The following is a 15399-nucleotide window of genomic DNA, read 5'->3' on the forward strand; positions in this document are numbered from 1 at the left end:
TGGGCAGGCCTCGCGGCGTTGGCAAGCGGCCGGTGGAGAGCGGTGCGTCGACGGGTCCCCCGCTCCGTCATACGGCAGCGTTGACGCGCGGCGATCCTGTCCCCCTATAGGTGGGATCCGCTACGGCGCATCCCGGGGGACGGACGGTCGAGGAACGATGACGGGTGCCGCGGCGCAGACGGACGCGCGCGGGGGGCAGTCCCCGCCGGAGCGCTCCTCCGTAGGCCTCGTCGCGGTGATCGTCGCCGCGACCAAGGGGGAGCCGCGCGCCCTGACGATCCGGGTTCCCGACCAGGCGCCCGGCCGCGGCGACGGCCTGCCGGCCGGCCCCCTCGTCCCCGAGCACGCCACGCTGGAGCGGGGCCTGCGCGCCTGGGTGGAGCGGCAGACGCACCAGCGCCTCGGCTACGTGGAGCAGCTCTACACCTTCGGCGACCGCGACCGCTCCGGCACGGCGACCCTGTCGGGGGTGCACTCGCTCTCGGTGGCCTATCTGGCGCTCGTCCGCGAGGAGCGGCCGGCGGGGCTCGCCGAGGCCGCGTGGCAGAACTGGTACCGCTACCTGCCCTACGAGGATTTCCGGCAGGGGCGCCCGCGCCAGCTCGACGCCATCGAGGCGCGGCTCGCCGAATGGGCGTCCGAGCCCGAGGATTGCGCCACCCGGACCCGCCGCCTGGACCGCCTCGGCCTGACCTTCGGCATGAACGGCGGCACGTGGAACGAGGAGCGCGTCCTCGAGCGCTACGAGCTGCTGTTCGAGGCCGGGCTGATCCCGGAGGCGCGGGGCAACTCCGGCCCGGCCCTGCCGAACGACCCGACCGGCGTGCCGATGGCGTTCGACCACCGGCGGGTGCTCGCCACCGCGATCGGCCGGCTCCGGGGCAAGATCAAGTACCGCCCGGTGGTGTTCGAGCTGATGCCGCCGGAATTCACCCTGCTGCAGCTGCAGAAGACCGTGGAGGCGCTGTCGGGAACGCAGCTGCACAAGCAGAACTTCCGGCGGCTCGTGGCCCAACAGGGGCTGGTGGAGGAGACCGAGAGCGTGACCAGCGGCGCCGCCGGCCGGCCGGCGCGGCTGGTGCGCTTCCGCCGGGAGGTGCTGCTGGAGCGCCCGGCCCCGGGCCTGCGGCTGCCGTCGCGGCGGGCGGGGTGACGGCGGCGGTCAGTCCCGCCGCGCGAGGGTGCCGAGCCCGCTCGCGTCGAGCGCGTCCACCGTCAGGGCGGCGGCCCGGCCGTCGCTGCCGATGGCGAAGCGGACGGCGGAGGGGCGGTCGGGCGCCTCCGCGTCCGGGAAGCTGAGGAAGAGGTCGCGGTCGAAGTGCCGGAGCGGGTAGCGGCGCGCGCCCCCGGGGCCGACCGTCAGCGTCAGGGCGCCGTCCGCCTCGGCCACCACGGCCTCGCCGACATAGGCGTTGGCGTAGCGCCCGGCGTAGGCCGAGAGCGCCAGGGGCGCGGCGGGCGGCGCCGGCGGCGTGCTGTAGGCCGCCTTGTCGGCGGCGATGCCGGGCGCGAACAGGGTCTCGTAGGCCGCGCCCCAGGCCGTCACCCAGTCCCGGCCGACGCGGCCGTCGAAGACGAGGTCGGCGAAGCTGTCGGCCAGCCCCTCCGGCACGCCGGACGGGAAGGCGTTGGTCAGGACGAGGATCCCGAGACCGGCCTCCGGATGGATCGAGACCAGCGTCTGCGCCCCGACGCTGAAGGCGCCCGCGTGGCCCCAGACGGGGCCGTGGCGGCCGTACTCGACGTTCCAGCCGAGGCCGTAGAAGGACGCCGCGCCGGTCACGGGGTTGCGGCCGCGGGCCGTGAGCGGGACGTGCGTCTGCGCCAGCGCCGCGGCCGCGACGGGCTGCGCCCCCTCGTAGCGGCCGCTGCCGATCACGAGCCGCAGCCATCGGGAGAGGTCGCGGACATCGCTGCTGACGCCGCCCGCCGGCGCCTGCGCGTCGGGGTTCCGCTCGACCTTGGCGGTCCAGACGCCGCCGGCCCGGACGTGGAGCGCCGCGCGGTCGGCCCGGCTCAGGAACTCCGCGTGGGTCGTGCCGGTGGCGGTCATCCCGAGGGGCCGGAACAGCCGGTCCCGGGCCACCGCCTCCCAGGGCTGGCCGGTCGGCCTCGCGGCGGCGAGCGCGCCCTCGGTGAAGCCGAAATTGCTGTACGCGTAGCCGGCGCGGAAGCTGGAGGCGGGCGGCGCGAGGCGGAGCCGGTGCAGGATCGCGTCGCGTCCGAAGCCGATCGCCTCCAGATCGTCGCCGGCGGTCCCCGGCAGGCCGCTGCGATGGTTCAGGAAGTCGCGCACCGTGACCTGCGCGGTCGGGTAGGGCTCGCGCAGCTGGAAGGCGGGATCGAGATCCGCGACGCGCGAATCCCAGTCGACCACCCCGTCGCCGACCAGGGCCGCCACGATCGTCGCGGTGACGGGCTTGGACAGAGAGGCGATCTGGAAGACCGTGTCGGGGCCGACCGGCTCGGGCTTCCCGGCCTGCCTGAGGCCGTATCCCTTCAGGAGGAGCGTCGCGTCGCCGAGGACGACCGCGACCGCGAGGCCCGGCACCGCGCCCGCGTCGACGGCCCGCTGCGCCAGCGCCTCCAGCGCCGGCAGCTGCGCCTCGACCAGCGCCGGCAGCTGCGCCTCGACCTGCGCCCGCGTCAGCGTCCCGGCGGATCCGGCTCCGGGCCCGGCCGCGATCAGGCCGAGGGCGAGGCACGCGCCGACGAGGCGCCGGCGCGATCGGGCCCGCTGCATGAGTCGTCGATCCCGCCTGAGAGCGTTCGGACGACGAGGATGGCATCGTCGGGCCGGCGAGATCAATCACGCCGGCCCTGATCGCGCGTCGAATGCGGGTGCGGTCCGATGGAAGGTGGACGAAGGCTGCCCGAGAACTGCCCGAGAACCGGACCGGAGGTGCCGGCCGGGCTATCGGAACGGGTTGGCGTCGGGGGCCGGCTTCACGCCGTGGAGCATCCGGTACAGCGTCCATTCCTCGACGATCTTCCGGCCCGGAAGGGCGCACAGCCCGATCGTGCCGCCGTCGGGGAGCTTCGCCAGGATCGATCGACCGTCCATGGTCGCGCAGAAGGCCGAGGCCGGGTTCGCGAGCGCGAGGGCCGGTCGCGGTCCGGCCAGGGCGGCTCCGACACAGGCGGCGCAGGCCGCGAACGCGCTGACAAGCCTCACGGCGCCTACTCCCGATGGCACGACCGGCGGACCGATAGACCGCTCCGGCTGAACGGGGCCGGCGCGGTCCGTTCAGGACTTCGCGGGCGCGCCGGCCGGGCCCTGCCCCCGCCCTGCCCTCGCCCTGCCCTACCCGTAGGTGTGGTCGTCGGCCGGGAACCGTCCGGCCCGGACCTCCTCGGCGTAGGCCTTCACGGCGTCCTCGATGTGGGTCCGCAGGCTCCCGAACTGGCGCACGAATTTCGGCGTGCGCTCGGACAGGCCGAGCATGTCCTCCAGCACCAGGATCTGGCCGTCGCAGACTGCCGAGGCGCCGATGCCGATCGTGGCGGCGGTCACCCGGGGCGAGGACGCGATCGCCCGCGCCACCGGCTCGACGATGCCCTCGAGCACGATCGCGAAGGCGCCGGCCTCCGAGATGGCGCGGGCATCCTCCAGCAGGCGGCGCTCGTCGTCCGGCCCCCGGCCCTGCACCTTGAAGCCGCCCATCGTGTTCACCGCCTGCGGGGTCAGGCCGATATGGCCCATCACCGGCACGCCGCGCTGGACGAGGAACGCCACCGTCTCGGCGAAGTGGGCGCCGCCCTCCATCTTGATCGCGCCGGCGCCGGTCTCCTTGAGGACCCGGGAGGCGCTGAGGAAGGCCTGCTCCCGGCTCGCCTCGTAGGAGCCGAACGGCATGTCGACCACGACCAGCGCCTTCTGCGTGCCGCGGATCACCGCCTGGGCCTGGAGGATCATCATCTCTAGGGTCACGGGGATCGTCGATTCCATCCCGTGCATGACCATGCCGAGGGAATCGCCCACGAGGATGAAGTCGCAGTAGGGATCGACGATGCCGGCGGTGTGGGCGTGGTAGGCGGTGAGCGCGATGATCTTGCGCCCCTCGGCCTTGCGCTTGCCGATATCGATCGCCCGGAGCCGGCGGGACTGCACGACCTGCGACATGGTTCAGACCTCATTCCGGCCACCGCGGACGCGGCGGGGGCGCTCTCTCCCGCCCGGGAGCAGGGGCGCGTCCCGCTTCGCGAGCCGCGTTCCGGGCCCCTGCTTACAATGCCCGGCGCCGCGGGTCAGCGCCCCGCCTGCGGTTCGACGCCGGCCTTCCAGTCCGGATCGACCTTCAGGTTCGCGGTCTCGTGCTTCTCCTGCCAGCCCTCGACGCCCTGGGGGAACCAGCGCACGCCGGTATAGCCCTTCCGCACCAGCCGCTTGGCGGCGTTCCAGCTGCCCCAGCACTCGACGTGGCAGAACACCACGACGGGCCTGGCCGTGTCGCCCCCGGTCAGCGCCGCGACGCGGGCGTAGAACAGCGCCTCGCGCGCCGGGGCCAGGGGCTCGGCGCCGGCCTCCGGCATCCAGACGGCGCCGGGGATCGAGGGATGCACCGGCAGCCACAGGCGGCCCTCCGGGAAGTTCGACGGCTTGCGGTCCGGCGCCGCCACGTCGAGCAGCACCGGCCTGTCGGGCCCGGCGATCAGGGCCGCGACGGCGTCGGCGTCGACCACCGCGGCGCCCGTGAGGGTCTGCGGCGTGTAGCCCTTCGGGGGGCCGGCGTAGAGCCCCTCCGGCTCGGGCACGTTCACCGGCGAGTCGGCCGGCGCCGCGGCGAGGCAGAGGAGCGCCGCGCAGGCCGCGGCGGCCCGGCCGGTCAGGAGGAGGCGCCGCATGGTCAGTTCGTCGGGCTCGGCGCCGTGAAGCTGTGCTGCCACTGGCCGCCCTGGTTGTCGGAGGCCGCGACCTGGATCGGCTTGCCGTCCGGCTTGAGCGCGAAGTTGATCACCGGGTTCGAGGCGATCGAGATGTCGCCCGTCATGGTGAAGACCTTCCGGTCGCCCGCCGAGACGGTGACCTTGTCGATGTAGCGCGCCGGGGTGTAGTCGCGAGTCACCTGGTTCATCTGCATGCCGGAGAAGTTCGGGTGGCGGATCATCAGCGTCGCCTCCACGGGCTTGCCGGCCGCCGTCTCGGCGAACTTCATGCGCATGTCGCCCATGCCCTTCATGGCCTCCTCGTCGCTCATGCCCATCGGGGCCGAGCAGCCGCCGGAGGCCTTCACGAACTGCTTGGCCTCGTAGAGCTTGCCGTCGGTCGTCTCCACCACGGCGTGCATGTCGGTGTAGTTGTTGACCCGCACGCGCAGCTTAAGCTCGGCCGGGTCGGCGGCCGGCCCGAACTCGAACTTGGCGGCGTAGGGCGCCGGGTTGTCGTCGATGATCAGCGAGACCGCCTTGATCTGCCCGTCATTGGGCATGGTCAGGGTGATCGGCACCAGGGCGGCGTCGAGCGCCCGGGCGGGCGCCTCGATCTTCACGAGGCTGTCGGTCGGCGCGATCTGGCGGTCGCCGAAGATCGACTTGGCGATCTCCTGCCAGCGGGCCGCCCGCTCCTGGTCGGTGTCGGAGGCGCCGGCCGCCCGCGCGGCGCCGGCGAGGGGCCCCGACAGGGCCGTCGTCGCCAGGACGAGGCCGAGGGCGAGGGTGGAGAAGGTCTGTCCGATGTAGGTCTGTCCGATCCTGTGCGTCATGGCGTGCCTCCCGATTGATTGAGATATGGGGATCTCGAACCCTATTCCCACTCGAGTTCCTGGTAGGCCACGGTGACGTTGCGGCCGTTGTAGGTGTCGAACAGCGCCCACCTGTCGCGCTGGTCCGCCGCGACGCTGGTCACGGCCTTCTCGATGGGGACGTCCTTGGCGATCGCCGCCCGGGTGCCGTCGCGCAGGGCGGTCAGGTAGCCGGAGAGGTCGGCGAGCGCCGGGGCGAGGTCGACCGCGACGGGGCCGTGGCCCGGGACGGCCCGCACGGGCCCCATGGCCTTCAGCCGCTCGATCTCGGCGAGCCAGCCCTTGAGGCTGCCGTCGAGGGACGGGATCCGGTTCACGAACAGCAGGTCTGCGGGGAACAGCAGGCCGCTGCCGGAATCGATCATCGACAGGTCCGAGGTGGTGTGCGCCGGGCCGTGCGCCGTGAAGGTCAGGCGCCGGTCGCCGAGGTCGATCTCGGCCGTGTCGGCGACGGTCATCGTCGGGTAGACCACCGGCCCGGTCCGGTCCTCGCCGAGCAGGTCGCTGAGCCGCTTGCGGTAGAACTCGCCCCGGGCCGCCAGCGCTTCGGTGAGCTTGGCGTGGCCGATGAAGACCGGCTTGTCCTGGACGAAGGCCCCCGCCCCGAAGACGTGGTCCGGGTGGACGTGGGTCAGCACCACGTGGGTGATCGGCTTGTCCGTGCGCTTGGCGATCTCGGCGCGCAGCCACTGGCCGTCGGCGAGGCTGCCGCCCGACTCGGTCACCACCACGCCGGTCCTGCCGACGAGGAAGCCGATATTGGCGATGGCGTCGGCGTTCTCGGGGGTGGCGTCGGCGATCAGGCCCTTGCGGACGTACAGGCCGGGCCCGACCTCCTCCATCGTGAAGCTCTCGGCGGCGCGGCCCAGCGTCGGCAGGCAGCACAGGCAGAGACCCGCGAAGAGGGCGTGCCGTCGCGTCGGCCCGGCGGTCTGCATCCGCGGTTGGACGGCGCGTGCCGCCATGCCGGTACCTCCCGATCTTGCTCGATCTTGATTGTCTACCATTAAGTAGGTAGATTGTCGGTCCGTCAAGGGCCGGCCGGGAGCCGGTCTCCGCCGCGGCCGCACGTTCGCGTGACTTCGTGCGGTGACGGGGCGAGTGTGGAGCGACGATCGCCGCGATGAGGGATACCCGCGCCGAGTTGCTGATGCAGGCCGAGACCCTGGTGCGGGGCCGCGGCTTCGCCGGCTTCAGCTACGCCGACCTCGCGGCGGCGGTGGGCATCCGCAAGGCGAGCATCCACCACCATTTCCCCACCAAGGTCGATCTCGGCGCCGCCCTCGTGGCGGCCTACGCGGCGCGCTACGCGGCGGCCCTGGAGGCGATCCGCCGGGACGTGCCGGACGGGCCGGGCCGGGTCGAGGCCTACGGGCGGCTCTACCTCGGCGGCGTCGAGCAGGGGCTCGGCTGCCTCTGCGCGGCGCTGGCCATCGAGGGCGAGGCCCTGCCCGAGCGCCTGCGCCGGGACATCGCGGCCTTCTTCGCGGACCATCTCGCGTGGCTGGAGGGCATCCTGCGCGCCGGCCAGGCGGACGGCAGCGTCCGCGGCGGCGCGGATCCGGCGGCGCTCGCCCGCTACGTCGTCGCCACCCTGGAGGGGGCGCTCCTGATGGAGCGCCTGTTCGCGAGCCCCGACGCCTTCCGGGGCACGCTGGCGGTGCTGGTCGACGGTCTCAGGCCGCAGTGAACCGGGCGTAGCCGTCCGCCCGCAGGCGGCAGGCCGGGCAGGTGCCGCAGCCGTAGCCCCAGGGATGCCGCTGCCCGCGCTCGCCGAGGTAGCAGGTGTGGCTCTCCTCGACGATCAGGTCGACCAGCGCCCGCCCGCCGAGGCTCTCGGCCAGCGCCCAGGTCTGCGCCTTGTCGAGCCACATCAGCGGCGTGTGCAGCACGAAGCGCCGTTCCATGCCGAGGTTCAGCGCCACCTGCAGGGCCTTGATCGTGTCGTCGCGGCAATCCGGGTAGCCGGAATAGTCGGTCTCGCACATGCCGCCGACCACGTGCCGGAGCCCGCGCCGGTAGGCGAGCGCCGCCGCGAAGGTCAGGAACACGAGGTTGCGGCCGGGCACGAAGGTGTTGGGCAGGCCCGACGCCTCGTAGCCGATCGCGGCCTCCCGGGTCAGCGCCGTCTCGGAGACCTGCCCGAGGGCGTCGAGGGCGAGCGTGTGGTCCTCGCCGAGGCGGGACGCCCAGGCGGGATCGAGGGCGGTCGTGCCCGCCCGCAGGGCCGCGCGGCGGTCGAGCTCGACCCGGTGGCGCTGCCCGTAGTCGAAGCCGAGGGTCTCGACGTGGTCGAACCGGTCCAGCGCCCAGGCCAGGCAGGTGGCCGAATCCTGGCCGCCGGAGAACAGGACCAGCGCGGCGCGGTCGCCGGGGATGGTCGCCTCACGCGCCATCGTACTCGGCCCAGGACATCGGGGTTTCGGCGACCCGCACGAGCGCGAGGCCCGGCAGGTCCGGCCGGAGGCGCTGCCAGATCCAGGCGGCGATGTTCTCGGCGGTCGGGTTCTCCAGCCCCTCGATCTCGTTGAGGCAGTGGTGGTCGAGCCGGGCGAGCAGCGGCCCGAAGATCGATTCGATGTCGTAGAAGTCGATCACCCAGCCGGTGTGGGGATCGACCGGGCCGGCGACCGTCAGCTCGACCCGGTAGGAATGCCCGTGCATCCGGTGGCAGCGGTGGGTCTCGGGCACGTTCGGCAGCCGGTGGGCCGCCTCGAAGGTGAAGGCTTGGGTGATCTTCATGGATGTTCGCGGGTAAGGCCGATCTCGCCCCCGCCATAGCGCCGACGGGCGGTCCCGCGCAAAGGCGGGCTGCCCTGCGTTCGGCGGCGCGGCCGGGGATCAGGCCCCGGCGCCCGCCTCCGACCACTGCGCGTACCACGCCTTGAACAGGCGCAGCTGCGTCTCCGCGTAGTGGCGCTGGCCGGCGCTCAGCGCGTCGGTGGCGTTGAAGTGGAGCGCGTATTCCGGGTTCCCCTCCAGCACCATCAGGTGCTTGTAGTAGAGGACGAGGTCCGTCCCCTCGTCGAAGCTCGACAGGATCGCCAGCGCGGCGTCGAGTTCCTCGGCCAGGCGCCGGGCCCGGACGTCGCCCGCGGCGGCCTTCTCGCACAGGGCGACGAGGTGGAGCACCTCCCGCGGCAGGACGTTGCCGATGCCCGTGATGGCGCCCCGGGCGCCGCAATTGACGTAGCCGTGCACCACCTGGGTATCCACGCCGACCATCAGTGTGATGTCGGGCGACTGGCCGGTGATGTGCTCGGCCGCGTAGGTGAGCGAGGCCGCGCCGCCGAACTCCTTGAAGCCGACGAGGTGCGGGTGGCGGGCGCGCAGGCGGAAGAACAGGTCCGCCCGGGTCTCGAACCCGTAATAGGGGCTGTTGTAGATCACCGACGGCAGGTCGACGGCCGCCTCCAGGATGCCGCCGAAATGCGCCTCCTGGGCCGCGGCCGAGCTGCCGCGCGACAGGACCCGCGGGATGATCATCAGGCCGTGGGCGCCGGCCGCCTTGGCGTGCGCCGCGAGCGCCGCGGCCCGCTTCGGGTTCTGCGCGCCGGTCCCGACGATCACCGGGACGCCGGCGGCGAGCAGCCGCTCGACGCCCGCCATCCGCTCCTCGTCGGTGAGCAGCGGCCAGTCGCCCATCGAGCCGCAGTAGACGACCGCCGACATGCCGGCATCGACGAGTTCCCGCCCCTTGCGCGCGAGGGCGTCGAGGTCGGGCGACCGGTCCGGCCGGCAGGGCGTCATCAGGGCCGGGATCGTGCCGGAGAAGATGTGTCGATCGAAGGCCATCGCCGTCTCGCCTGCTGGGAGGTGGGATCGTCCCGGCCGGCCTCGCGGGCCCCGCGGGGCGGCACGCCTCTCCATGGCAGCGCCGCGCGCGTCTGGCAAGAATTTTATACAATCGTCGTCGCGTGGGCCGGACCGGGCGCGGCACTGAGGAACGCCATCAGCGCGGCGGCGACGTGGTCGATATGGTCGGTCAGGAGGGCGCGGGCGGCCGAGACGTGGCCGTTCCGGCACAGCCGGACGATCTCGCGATGCTCGCGGTCGGCCCGCTCCAGCTCGGCGCTGTCGGTGGAGAGCTGGAGGCGGGTGTAGCGGTCGCACTCGGCCAGCAGGGAGCCGACCAGCCCGAGGGCGCGGGGGCGCTCCGCCCGGCTGTAGAGGAGCAGGTGCAGCTCCGTGTTGAGGGCGCCCCAGCGCGCCGTCGCGCCCGCCCGCAGGGCCGCGGCGTACTCCTCCAGCAGCGCGTCGGCCCGGGCGAAATCGTCGGCGCTCAGGCGGGGCGCCGAGAGGACCAGGAGGCGCGGCTCGAGGGCGCCCCGCAGCTCGAGGGCCTCGGCCGCGTCCGCCGGCGAGAGCGGGGCCACCATGGCGCCGCGATGGGGCAGGATCCGCACGAGGCCCTCGGCCTCGAGCTGGAACAGGGCCTCGCGCACGGGGATCCGGCTGGCGCCGAACTCCGCCGCGAGGCCGTCCTGGCGGAGCTGGGAGCCGGCCGGATAGCGGCCGTCGAGGATGCGCCGCCGGATCTCGGTCCCGATCGAGCCCGCGATGGTCCGGTTCTTCATCGTCTCGCTCCCGATCGGCCCCGGATGCTCCGCAGGACCCTTGACGGCGGAGCTTCGGTGTTGAAATTGTATAAAATCAATCGGGCAACGGGCCCGATCACGACAAGGGTGCCCGCGATGACGCTCTCCCGCCGCCAGATCCTGGCCGGTACCGCAGGCGCGGCCGCCGGCCTCGGCCTCCCGCACCTGGTCCGGGCCCAGCCCGGCGGCGGCAGCGTGCTGCGCTTCATCCCGTCGACGCCCCTGCCGTCCCTCGATCCGATCGTCGCCACGAGCTACGTCATCCGCAACCACGGCTATCTCGTCTACGACACGTTGTTCGCCACGGACGAGAATTTCCGCATCCAGCCCCAGATGGTCAGCGATTGGCAGACCGCGCCCGACGGCCTGCGCTGGACCTTCCATCTCCGCGACGGCCTCACCTTCCACGACGGCTCCCCCGTCGAGGCCAAGGACTGCATCGCGTCCATCGCGCGCTGGTCCAAGCGGGACGCGTTCGGCCAGACCCTGGCGGGCTTCGTGGAGGGCTACGGCCAGGAGGACGCGCGGACCTTCACCATCGCGCTGAAGAAGCCGTTCCCCCTGCTCCCGGCGGCGCTCGGCAAGCTGTCCTCGAACGTGCCCTTCATCATGCCGGAGCGCGTCGCGCTCCAGGATGCGTCGAAGCCAATCGCCGACGCCACCGGCTCCGGGCCCTGGCGCTTCGAGGCGCGGGAATGGATCCCCGGCCAGAACGCGATCTACACCCGCCACGCCGGCTACCGCCCCCGCGAGGAGGCGCCCTCCTGGGCGGCCGGCGGCAAGGTCGCCAAGGTCGACCGGATCGAGTGGCTCGCGATCACCGAGGCCTCGGCGGCGGTGGGCGCGATGATCCAGGGCGCGGTCGACTGGTACGAGCAGCCGGCGATCGACCTGATCCCGGTGCTCAAGGGCAAGCCGGGGATCGAGATCCGCAACGTGCCGCTCGGGCTGATCCTGCTGATGCGGTTCAACCACACGCAGCCGCCGTTCAACAATCCCGAGATCCGCCGGGCCGTGATGATGGCCATGAAGCAGGACGACTACATGCAGGCGGTGGTCGGCAGCCCCGAATACTACCGGGAGGCCAAGACCTTCTTCACGCCGGGCTCGCCGATGTCGACCGGGGCCGGCGGGGCCGCGGCCATGCAGGCGGACCTCGCCAAGGCCAAGGCGATGCTGGCCAAGGCCGGCTACAAGGGCGAGCGCGTGGTGCTGCTCGCCCCGGCCGACCAGCCGATCGCCTACAACCAGTCGCTGGTGACCCAGGACCTGCTCAAGCAGCTCGGGATGAATGTCGATCTGGTCTCGACCGACTGGGGCAGCTTCATCGCCCGCCGCGGCAACCGCGGGCCGGTCGATGCCGGCGGCTGGTCGCTGTTCCACACCCTCTGGTCGGGGGCAGACGTGCTGAACCCGGCGCTCCACCCGCTGATCCGCGCCAACGGTCAGGCGGCGTGGTTCGGCTGGCCGGACGACCCGACCCTGGAGACCCTGCGCAGCGACTGGATCGCCACCAGCGACGAGGCGCAGCAGAAGGCGCTCGCCGCGCGCATCGAGGAGCGCGCCTTCGAGGTCGTGCCCTACGCGCCCGCGGGCCTCGTGCAGCAGCCGATGGCGGTCAGCGCGAAGCTCAAGGGCATGGTCATGGCGCCGGTGCAGTTCTTCTGGAACATCGAGAAGACCGGCTGATCACGGCCGGCCAGAAGACGCGGCGTCAGCCCGCGCCCTTCTCGGACACACCGGCCTGCGCGAAGGTCGCCATGCCGGTGTGGCAGGCGAGCGCTCCCTTCAGCAGGCCCATCGCCATGCCGGCGCCGGACGCCTCGCCGAGGCGCATGCCGAGCGCCAGCAGCGGCACCAGCCCGAGCCGCTCCAGAACCTCGGCGTGGGCGCCCTCCGCCGAGACGTGGCCGGCGAGGCAGTGGTCGAGGGCGCCCGGGTCTGCGGCGTGCAGAACCGCCGCGGCGGCGGTCGCCACGTAGCCGTCGATCACCACCGGGATGCGCTGCAGACGCGCGGCCAGGATCGCGCCCGCCATGGCGGCGATCTCCCGGCCGCCGAGGCGCGCCAGGACCTGGAGCGGGTCGTCGAGGTGGCCGGCATGGTGCGCGAGCGCCGCCTCCACGGCCGCGACCTTGCGGGACAGGCCGTCCCGGTCGATCCCGGTGCCGCGCCCGACCCAGTGGGCGGGATCGCCGCCGAACAGGGCGGCGTAGAGGGCGGCCGCCACCGTGGTGTTGCCGATGCCCATCTCGCCGATGCCCAGGCAGTCGGTGCCGGCGGCCACCGCCTCCATGCCGAACGCCATGGTGGCGACCGTGGCGCGCTCGTCGAGGGCCGGCCCCTCCGCGATGTCGCCGGTGGGCATGTCGAGGGCGAGGTCGAACACCTTGAAGCCGAGGCCGTAGGCGGCGCAGATCTGGTTGATCGCCCCGCCCCCGGCGGCGAAGTTGTCGAGCATCTGCCGGTTGACCGCGTCCGGGAAGGCCGAGACGCCGCGGCGCGTGACCCCGTGGCTGCCGGCGAAGACGCAGACCAGCGGCCGGTCGAAGGTCGGCGGCGCCTTGCCCTGCCACGCCGCCAGCCACGTCACGAGGCTCTCCAGGCGCCCCAGCGAGCCGGCGGGCTTCGTCAGGGTCGCGTCCCGGGCCGCGACGGCGGCCTTCGCCTCCGCGTCGGGGCCCGGCATCGCCTTCAGCAGGTTGCGGATGTCGTCGAAGGGGCCGGGTTCGGGAGCGGTCGTCGAATCGGTCATGGCGGCGGTGATTTCCTGTGGGCGCCTCCGGACGGGGAGACTATACGGGAGCGGCGCGCGGTGGCGGGCGGATGCGAGAGACCGCGATGGACAGGCAGACCGGCGGGGAGGCCGACTGGCCCGGGCGCGGCGCCCTCTACGACCTCGCCGGGTGCCTGCGCTTCTACTCCCGCCTGCCGGTGCCGCAACTGCCCGGCGAGCCGGACCCGCACCGCAGCCCCGACTTCACCACCCTGCCGCGGATGCTGCCGCTGGCCGGCGTGATCCTGGCGCTGCCCGCCGCCCTGGTGCTGGCGGCCGGCTGGGCCGTCGGGCTCGGGCCGTTCCTGGCCGCGACCCTCGCGGTGGCGGTCGCCGTGGTGGCGACCGGCGCCCTCCACGAGGACGGGCTCGCCGACGTCACCGACGGGTTCGGCGGCGGCGCCACCCCGGAGCGCCGGCTGGAGATCATGCGCGACAGCCGGATCGGGGCCTACGGCGGCGCCGCCCTGGTCCTGGCGCTGGCCCTGCGGATCGGCGCCCTGGCGACGCTCCTCGACCGGATCGGCCACGCGGCCGTGACCGGCCTGATCCTGGCGGCCGCCCTGTCGCGGGTCGCCGCCCTCGNATTACGGGACGGCCCGGCCGACCGTGCTCGGCCTGCGCATCCCGCGCGCCCTCAACGTGGGCGATGCCGGCTTCAACACCTACCGGCGCGACCAGGCCTTCATCGGCTACGAGTTCGAGCACGTCTTCGACGACACCTGGGCGGTGCGCCAGAACGCCCGCTACGCCTACACGCAGAGCTACCGGGCCCGGGATGACCCGATCTCGGGCGCGATGTCGGCCGATCGGTAGCGACGCGGCAGCGACACACGGCTGCCATCGCCCGCGACGAGGAGATCCGATGGATACGATCACCGAGGCGGCCCAAGCACCCGGGCCCACCTTCTTCATCCCGCCGATGCCGCCCCTCGCGCCCGACCGCGTGGGTGCCCTCGGCGTCCTGGCGGGCCTGCGACGCAACGCCTTCTCGGCCTTCCCGCCGCGTTGCCGCGCGCAGGCGGTCCTCGTCCTGCCCATGCTCGGCCGCGACGTCGTCGTCGCCGCCGGCCCGCAGGCGATGCGCGACGTGCTGGCCACGCATCCGGACCTCTATCGGCGGGTCGCGGCCGGCGACCGCATCTTCCGGGCGCTCATCGGCCGCGGCGTGGCGGCCAGCGAGGGGCAGGCTTGGCGCCAGCAGCGGCGGACCCTGGCCCCGGCCTTCACGCCCCGCACGGTCACCCTGCTGGCCCGGCACATGGTCGATTGCGCCGAGGCGGCGTTCGGCCCGTTGGAGGCGTCCCGCGGGCAGCCGGTCGACCTGCTCGCGGTCATGCAGGATCTCAGCCTCGCCGTCGCCTGCACGAGCATGTTCTCCCTGGAGACCGACGCGTTCGGACCGCAACTGCGCGGCCTGCTCCAGTCCTACGCCAGCGGCATCGGCCGGCCGCGCGCCAGCGACTTCATCCTGCCGCGCTGGGTGCCCACACTCACCATGTTCCGCCGCGCGCGCTTCGGCCGACGCTGGCGGGCGCTCATTCGCGCGGTCATCGTCCGGCGCCGCGCCGCCCATCCGTCGGGGGCTCCGCGCGACCTGTTCGACCTCCTGTCCGACGCCTACGGGGACCGGAACGAGGACCTCCTGGTCGACGAGGTGTCGACGATGATCTTCGCCGGGCACGAGACGACGGGCCTGACGCTGTTCTGGGCCTGCTACCTGCTGGCCAACGCGCCCGCATGGCGCCGCGCGATCCGGCAGGAAGCGCGCCGGGTGGATCTGACGCCGGGTGGTGCGGGGACAGCCATCGGCGCGCTGCCGCTCACGCGCGCCGTGGTGGACGAGGCGCTACGGCTGTACCCGCCGGCCTACATGACGGCCCGCCAAGCCGTGGCCGACCACGACCTGTGCGGCGTGCCGGTCCGGCGCGGAGCCATCGTGCTGATGCCGTTCACCCTGCTGCATACCGACCCGCGCCTGTGGGCCTCGCCCGAGCGCTTCGATCCCGGGCGCTTTCTCGGTCCGGAGAAGCGGGACCGCCACGGCTTCCTGCCGTTCGGCACCGGGCCCCGCGTGTGCATCGGGGCACAGCTGGCCACGTCGGAGGCGGTGCTGGTCCTGGCGCGGCTGCTGCGGGACAACGACCTCGTCCTCGACGATGGCCCGCCGGTGCTGCCGGTCGGCTCGTTCGCCACCCGCCCGAACCGATCTCCCGGCTTCCGCCTGCTTCCGCCGGCGTGAAGGGGCCGCGGCGCGCCGATCGGGACGCGCCGTCCGTCCCGA

16 protein-coding genes are annotated in these 15399 nt (G+C 73.3%); 5 read left to right on the forward strand and 11 right to left on the reverse strand.

All coding sequences use genetic code 11. The features are described from left to right. Nucleotides 1–157 precede the first annotated feature (157 nt). On the forward strand, nucleotides 158–1153 hold the full coding sequence (locus tag MMR14E_RS11860; RefSeq protein WP_331314477.1) for an NUDIX hydrolase: 996 nt from the start codon (nucleotides 158–160) through the stop codon (nucleotides 1151–1153). A 9-nt stretch (nucleotides 1154–1162) separates the two neighbouring features. On the opposite strand, the gene MMR14E_RS11865 is transcribed toward MMR14E_RS11860, so the two are convergent. The 6 genes from MMR14E_RS11865 to MMR14E_RS11890 form a co-directional block, all read right to left on the reverse strand. After that, nucleotides 1163–2743 (reverse strand): serine hydrolase, encoded by a 1581-nt coding sequence (locus MMR14E_RS11865; RefSeq protein WP_331314478.1) that lies wholly within the window; start codon nucleotides 2741–2743, stop codon nucleotides 1163–1165. Nucleotides 2744–2914: 171 nt separating this feature from the next. Continuing rightward, on the reverse strand, nucleotides 2915–3175 hold the full coding sequence (locus MMR14E_RS11870; protein WP_331314479.1) for a DUF333 domain-containing protein: 261 nt from the start codon (nucleotides 3173–3175) through the stop codon (nucleotides 2915–2917). Between the two features lie 129 nt (nucleotides 3176–3304). Next, nucleotides 3305–4123: a 3-methyl-2-oxobutanoate hydroxymethyltransferase gene (panB, locus tag MMR14E_RS11875; protein ID WP_331314481.1), complete on the reverse strand. Its 819-nt coding sequence runs from the start codon at nucleotides 4121–4123 to the stop codon at nucleotides 3305–3307. Between the two features lie 125 nt (nucleotides 4124–4248). Then, nucleotides 4249–4845 carry a rhodanese-like domain-containing protein gene (locus MMR14E_RS11880; RefSeq protein ID WP_331314483.1) on the reverse strand — a complete coding sequence of 199 codons (597 nt, stop codon included), beginning with the start codon at nucleotides 4843–4845 and terminating at the stop codon, nucleotides 4249–4251. Between the two features lie 2 nt (nucleotides 4846–4847). After that, nucleotides 4848–5702, reverse strand: coding sequence for a quinoprotein dehydrogenase-associated SoxYZ-like carrier (locus MMR14E_RS11885; protein WP_331314485.1), 855 nt, complete (start codon nucleotides 5700–5702; stop codon nucleotides 4848–4850). A gap of 41 nt (nucleotides 5703–5743) precedes the next feature. Next, nucleotides 5744–6706 (reverse strand): quinoprotein relay system zinc metallohydrolase 2, encoded by a 963-nt coding sequence (locus MMR14E_RS11890; RefSeq protein WP_331314487.1) that lies wholly within the window; start codon nucleotides 6704–6706, stop codon nucleotides 5744–5746. Nucleotides 6707–6864: 158 nt separating this feature from the next. Here MMR14E_RS11890 and MMR14E_RS11895 point away from each other — a divergent pair, with 158 nt between their 5' ends. Next, the gene (locus MMR14E_RS11895; RefSeq protein WP_331300689.1) at nucleotides 6865–7431 is read left to right on the forward strand and encodes a TetR/AcrR family transcriptional regulator; all 567 of its coding nucleotides are present in this window, start codon (nucleotides 6865–6867) and stop codon (nucleotides 7429–7431) included. On the opposite strand, the gene queC is transcribed toward MMR14E_RS11895, so the two are convergent. From queC to MMR14E_RS11915, 4 genes are all read right to left on the reverse strand, one after another. Next, nucleotides 7418–8137, reverse strand: coding sequence for a 7-cyano-7-deazaguanine synthase QueC (gene queC, locus MMR14E_RS11900; protein ID WP_331314489.1), 720 nt, complete (start codon nucleotides 8135–8137; stop codon nucleotides 7418–7420). The genes MMR14E_RS11895 and queC overlap by 14 nt on opposite strands. Next, nucleotides 8127–8483 carry a 6-carboxytetrahydropterin synthase QueD gene (gene queD / locus MMR14E_RS11905; RefSeq protein WP_273563673.1) on the reverse strand — a complete coding sequence of 119 codons (357 nt, stop codon included), beginning with the start codon at nucleotides 8481–8483 and terminating at the stop codon, nucleotides 8127–8129. Before queD ends, queC begins: the two co-directional genes overlap by 11 nt. A 99-nt stretch (nucleotides 8484–8582) precedes the next feature. Further along, nucleotides 8583–9536 carry a dihydrodipicolinate synthase family protein gene (locus tag MMR14E_RS11910; protein ID WP_331314491.1) on the reverse strand — a complete coding sequence of 318 codons (954 nt, stop codon included), beginning with the start codon at nucleotides 9534–9536 and terminating at the stop codon, nucleotides 8583–8585. A 104-nt stretch (nucleotides 9537–9640) separates the two neighbouring features. Beyond that, nucleotides 9641–10318 (reverse strand): GntR family transcriptional regulator, encoded by a 678-nt coding sequence (locus MMR14E_RS11915; RefSeq protein WP_331314493.1) that lies wholly within the window; start codon nucleotides 10316–10318, stop codon nucleotides 9641–9643. A gap of 117 nt (nucleotides 10319–10435) precedes the next feature. Between MMR14E_RS11915 and MMR14E_RS11920 the strand changes: the two genes are divergently transcribed. Then, nucleotides 10436–12028, forward strand: a complete 1593-nt coding sequence (locus MMR14E_RS11920; protein ID WP_331314494.1) for an ABC transporter substrate-binding protein — start codon at nucleotides 10436–10438, stop codon at nucleotides 12026–12028. Nucleotides 12029–12053: 25 nt separating this feature from the next. On the opposite strand, the gene cobT is transcribed toward MMR14E_RS11920, so the two are convergent. Beyond that, nucleotides 12054–13094, reverse strand: a complete 1041-nt coding sequence (cobT, locus tag MMR14E_RS11925) for a nicotinate-nucleotide--dimethylbenzimidazole phosphoribosyltransferase (protein WP_331314496.1) — start codon at nucleotides 13092–13094, stop codon at nucleotides 12054–12056. Between the two features lie 86 nt (nucleotides 13095–13180). Here cobT and MMR14E_RS11930 point away from each other — a divergent pair, with 86 nt between their 5' ends. Further along, a complete protein-coding gene (locus MMR14E_RS11930; RefSeq protein ID WP_331314498.1) occupies nucleotides 13181–13897 on the forward strand; it encodes an adenosylcobinamide-GDP ribazoletransferase in 717 nt (238 codons plus the stop codon). Between the two features lie 83 nt (nucleotides 13898–13980). Next, nucleotides 13981–15357: a cytochrome P450 gene (locus MMR14E_RS11935; protein ID WP_331314500.1), complete on the forward strand. Its 1377-nt coding sequence runs from the start codon at nucleotides 13981–13983 to the stop codon at nucleotides 15355–15357. The last annotated feature ends 42 nt before the right edge of the window (nucleotides 15358–15399 follow it).

It is taken from the genome of Methylobacterium mesophilicum, assembly GCF_036441335.1.
Classification (GTDB): Bacteria; Pseudomonadota; Alphaproteobacteria; order Rhizobiales; family Beijerinckiaceae; genus Methylobacterium; species Methylobacterium mesophilicum_B.

What these genes read in the sequence shown, in the direction of transcription:
- MMR14E_RS11915 (WP_331314493.1), bottom strand. Translation starts at nt 10,318, where the DNA reads ATGAAGAACCGGACCATCGCGGGCTCGATCGGGACCGAGATCCGGCGG.
- MMR14E_RS11935 (WP_331314500.1), top strand. Translation starts at nt 13,981, where the DNA reads ATGGATACGATCACCGAGGCGGCCCAAGCACCCGGGCCCACCTTCTTC.
- MMR14E_RS11890 (WP_331314487.1), bottom strand. Translation starts at nt 6,706, where the DNA reads ATGGCGGCACGCGCCGTCCAACCGCGGATGCAGACCGCCGGGCCGACG.
- queD (WP_273563673.1), bottom strand. Translation starts at nt 8,483, where the DNA reads ATGAAGATCACCCAAGCCTTCACCTTCGAGGCGGCCCACCGGCTGCCG.
- MMR14E_RS11920 (WP_331314494.1), top strand. Translation starts at nt 10,436, where the DNA reads ATGACGCTCTCCCGCCGCCAGATCCTGGCCGGTACCGCAGGCGCGGCC.
- MMR14E_RS11860 (WP_331314477.1), top strand. Translation starts at nt 158, where the DNA reads ATGACGGGTGCCGCGGCGCAGACGGACGCGCGCGGGGGGCAGTCCCCG.
- MMR14E_RS11895 (WP_331300689.1), top strand. Translation starts at nt 6,865, where the DNA reads ATGAGGGATACCCGCGCCGAGTTGCTGATGCAGGCCGAGACCCTGGTG.
- MMR14E_RS11885 (WP_331314485.1), bottom strand. Translation starts at nt 5,702, where the DNA reads ATGACGCACAGGATCGGACAGACCTACATCGGACAGACCTTCTCCACC.
- panB (WP_331314481.1), bottom strand. Translation starts at nt 4,123, where the DNA reads ATGTCGCAGGTCGTGCAGTCCCGCCGGCTCCGGGCGATCGATATCGGC.
- MMR14E_RS11910 (WP_331314491.1), bottom strand. Translation starts at nt 9,536, where the DNA reads ATGGCCTTCGATCGACACATCTTCTCCGGCACGATCCCGGCCCTGATG.
- MMR14E_RS11865 (WP_331314478.1), bottom strand. Translation starts at nt 2,743, where the DNA reads ATGCAGCGGGCCCGATCGCGCCGGCGCCTCGTCGGCGCGTGCCTCGCC.
- cobT (WP_331314496.1), bottom strand. Translation starts at nt 13,094, where the DNA reads ATGACCGATTCGACGACCGCTCCCGAACCCGGCCCCTTCGACGACATC.
- MMR14E_RS11880 (WP_331314483.1), bottom strand. Translation starts at nt 4,845, where the DNA reads ATGCGGCGCCTCCTCCTGACCGGCCGGGCCGCCGCGGCCTGCGCGGCG.
- queC (WP_331314489.1), bottom strand. Translation starts at nt 8,137, where the DNA reads ATGGCGCGTGAGGCGACCATCCCCGGCGACCGCGCCGCGCTGGTCCTG.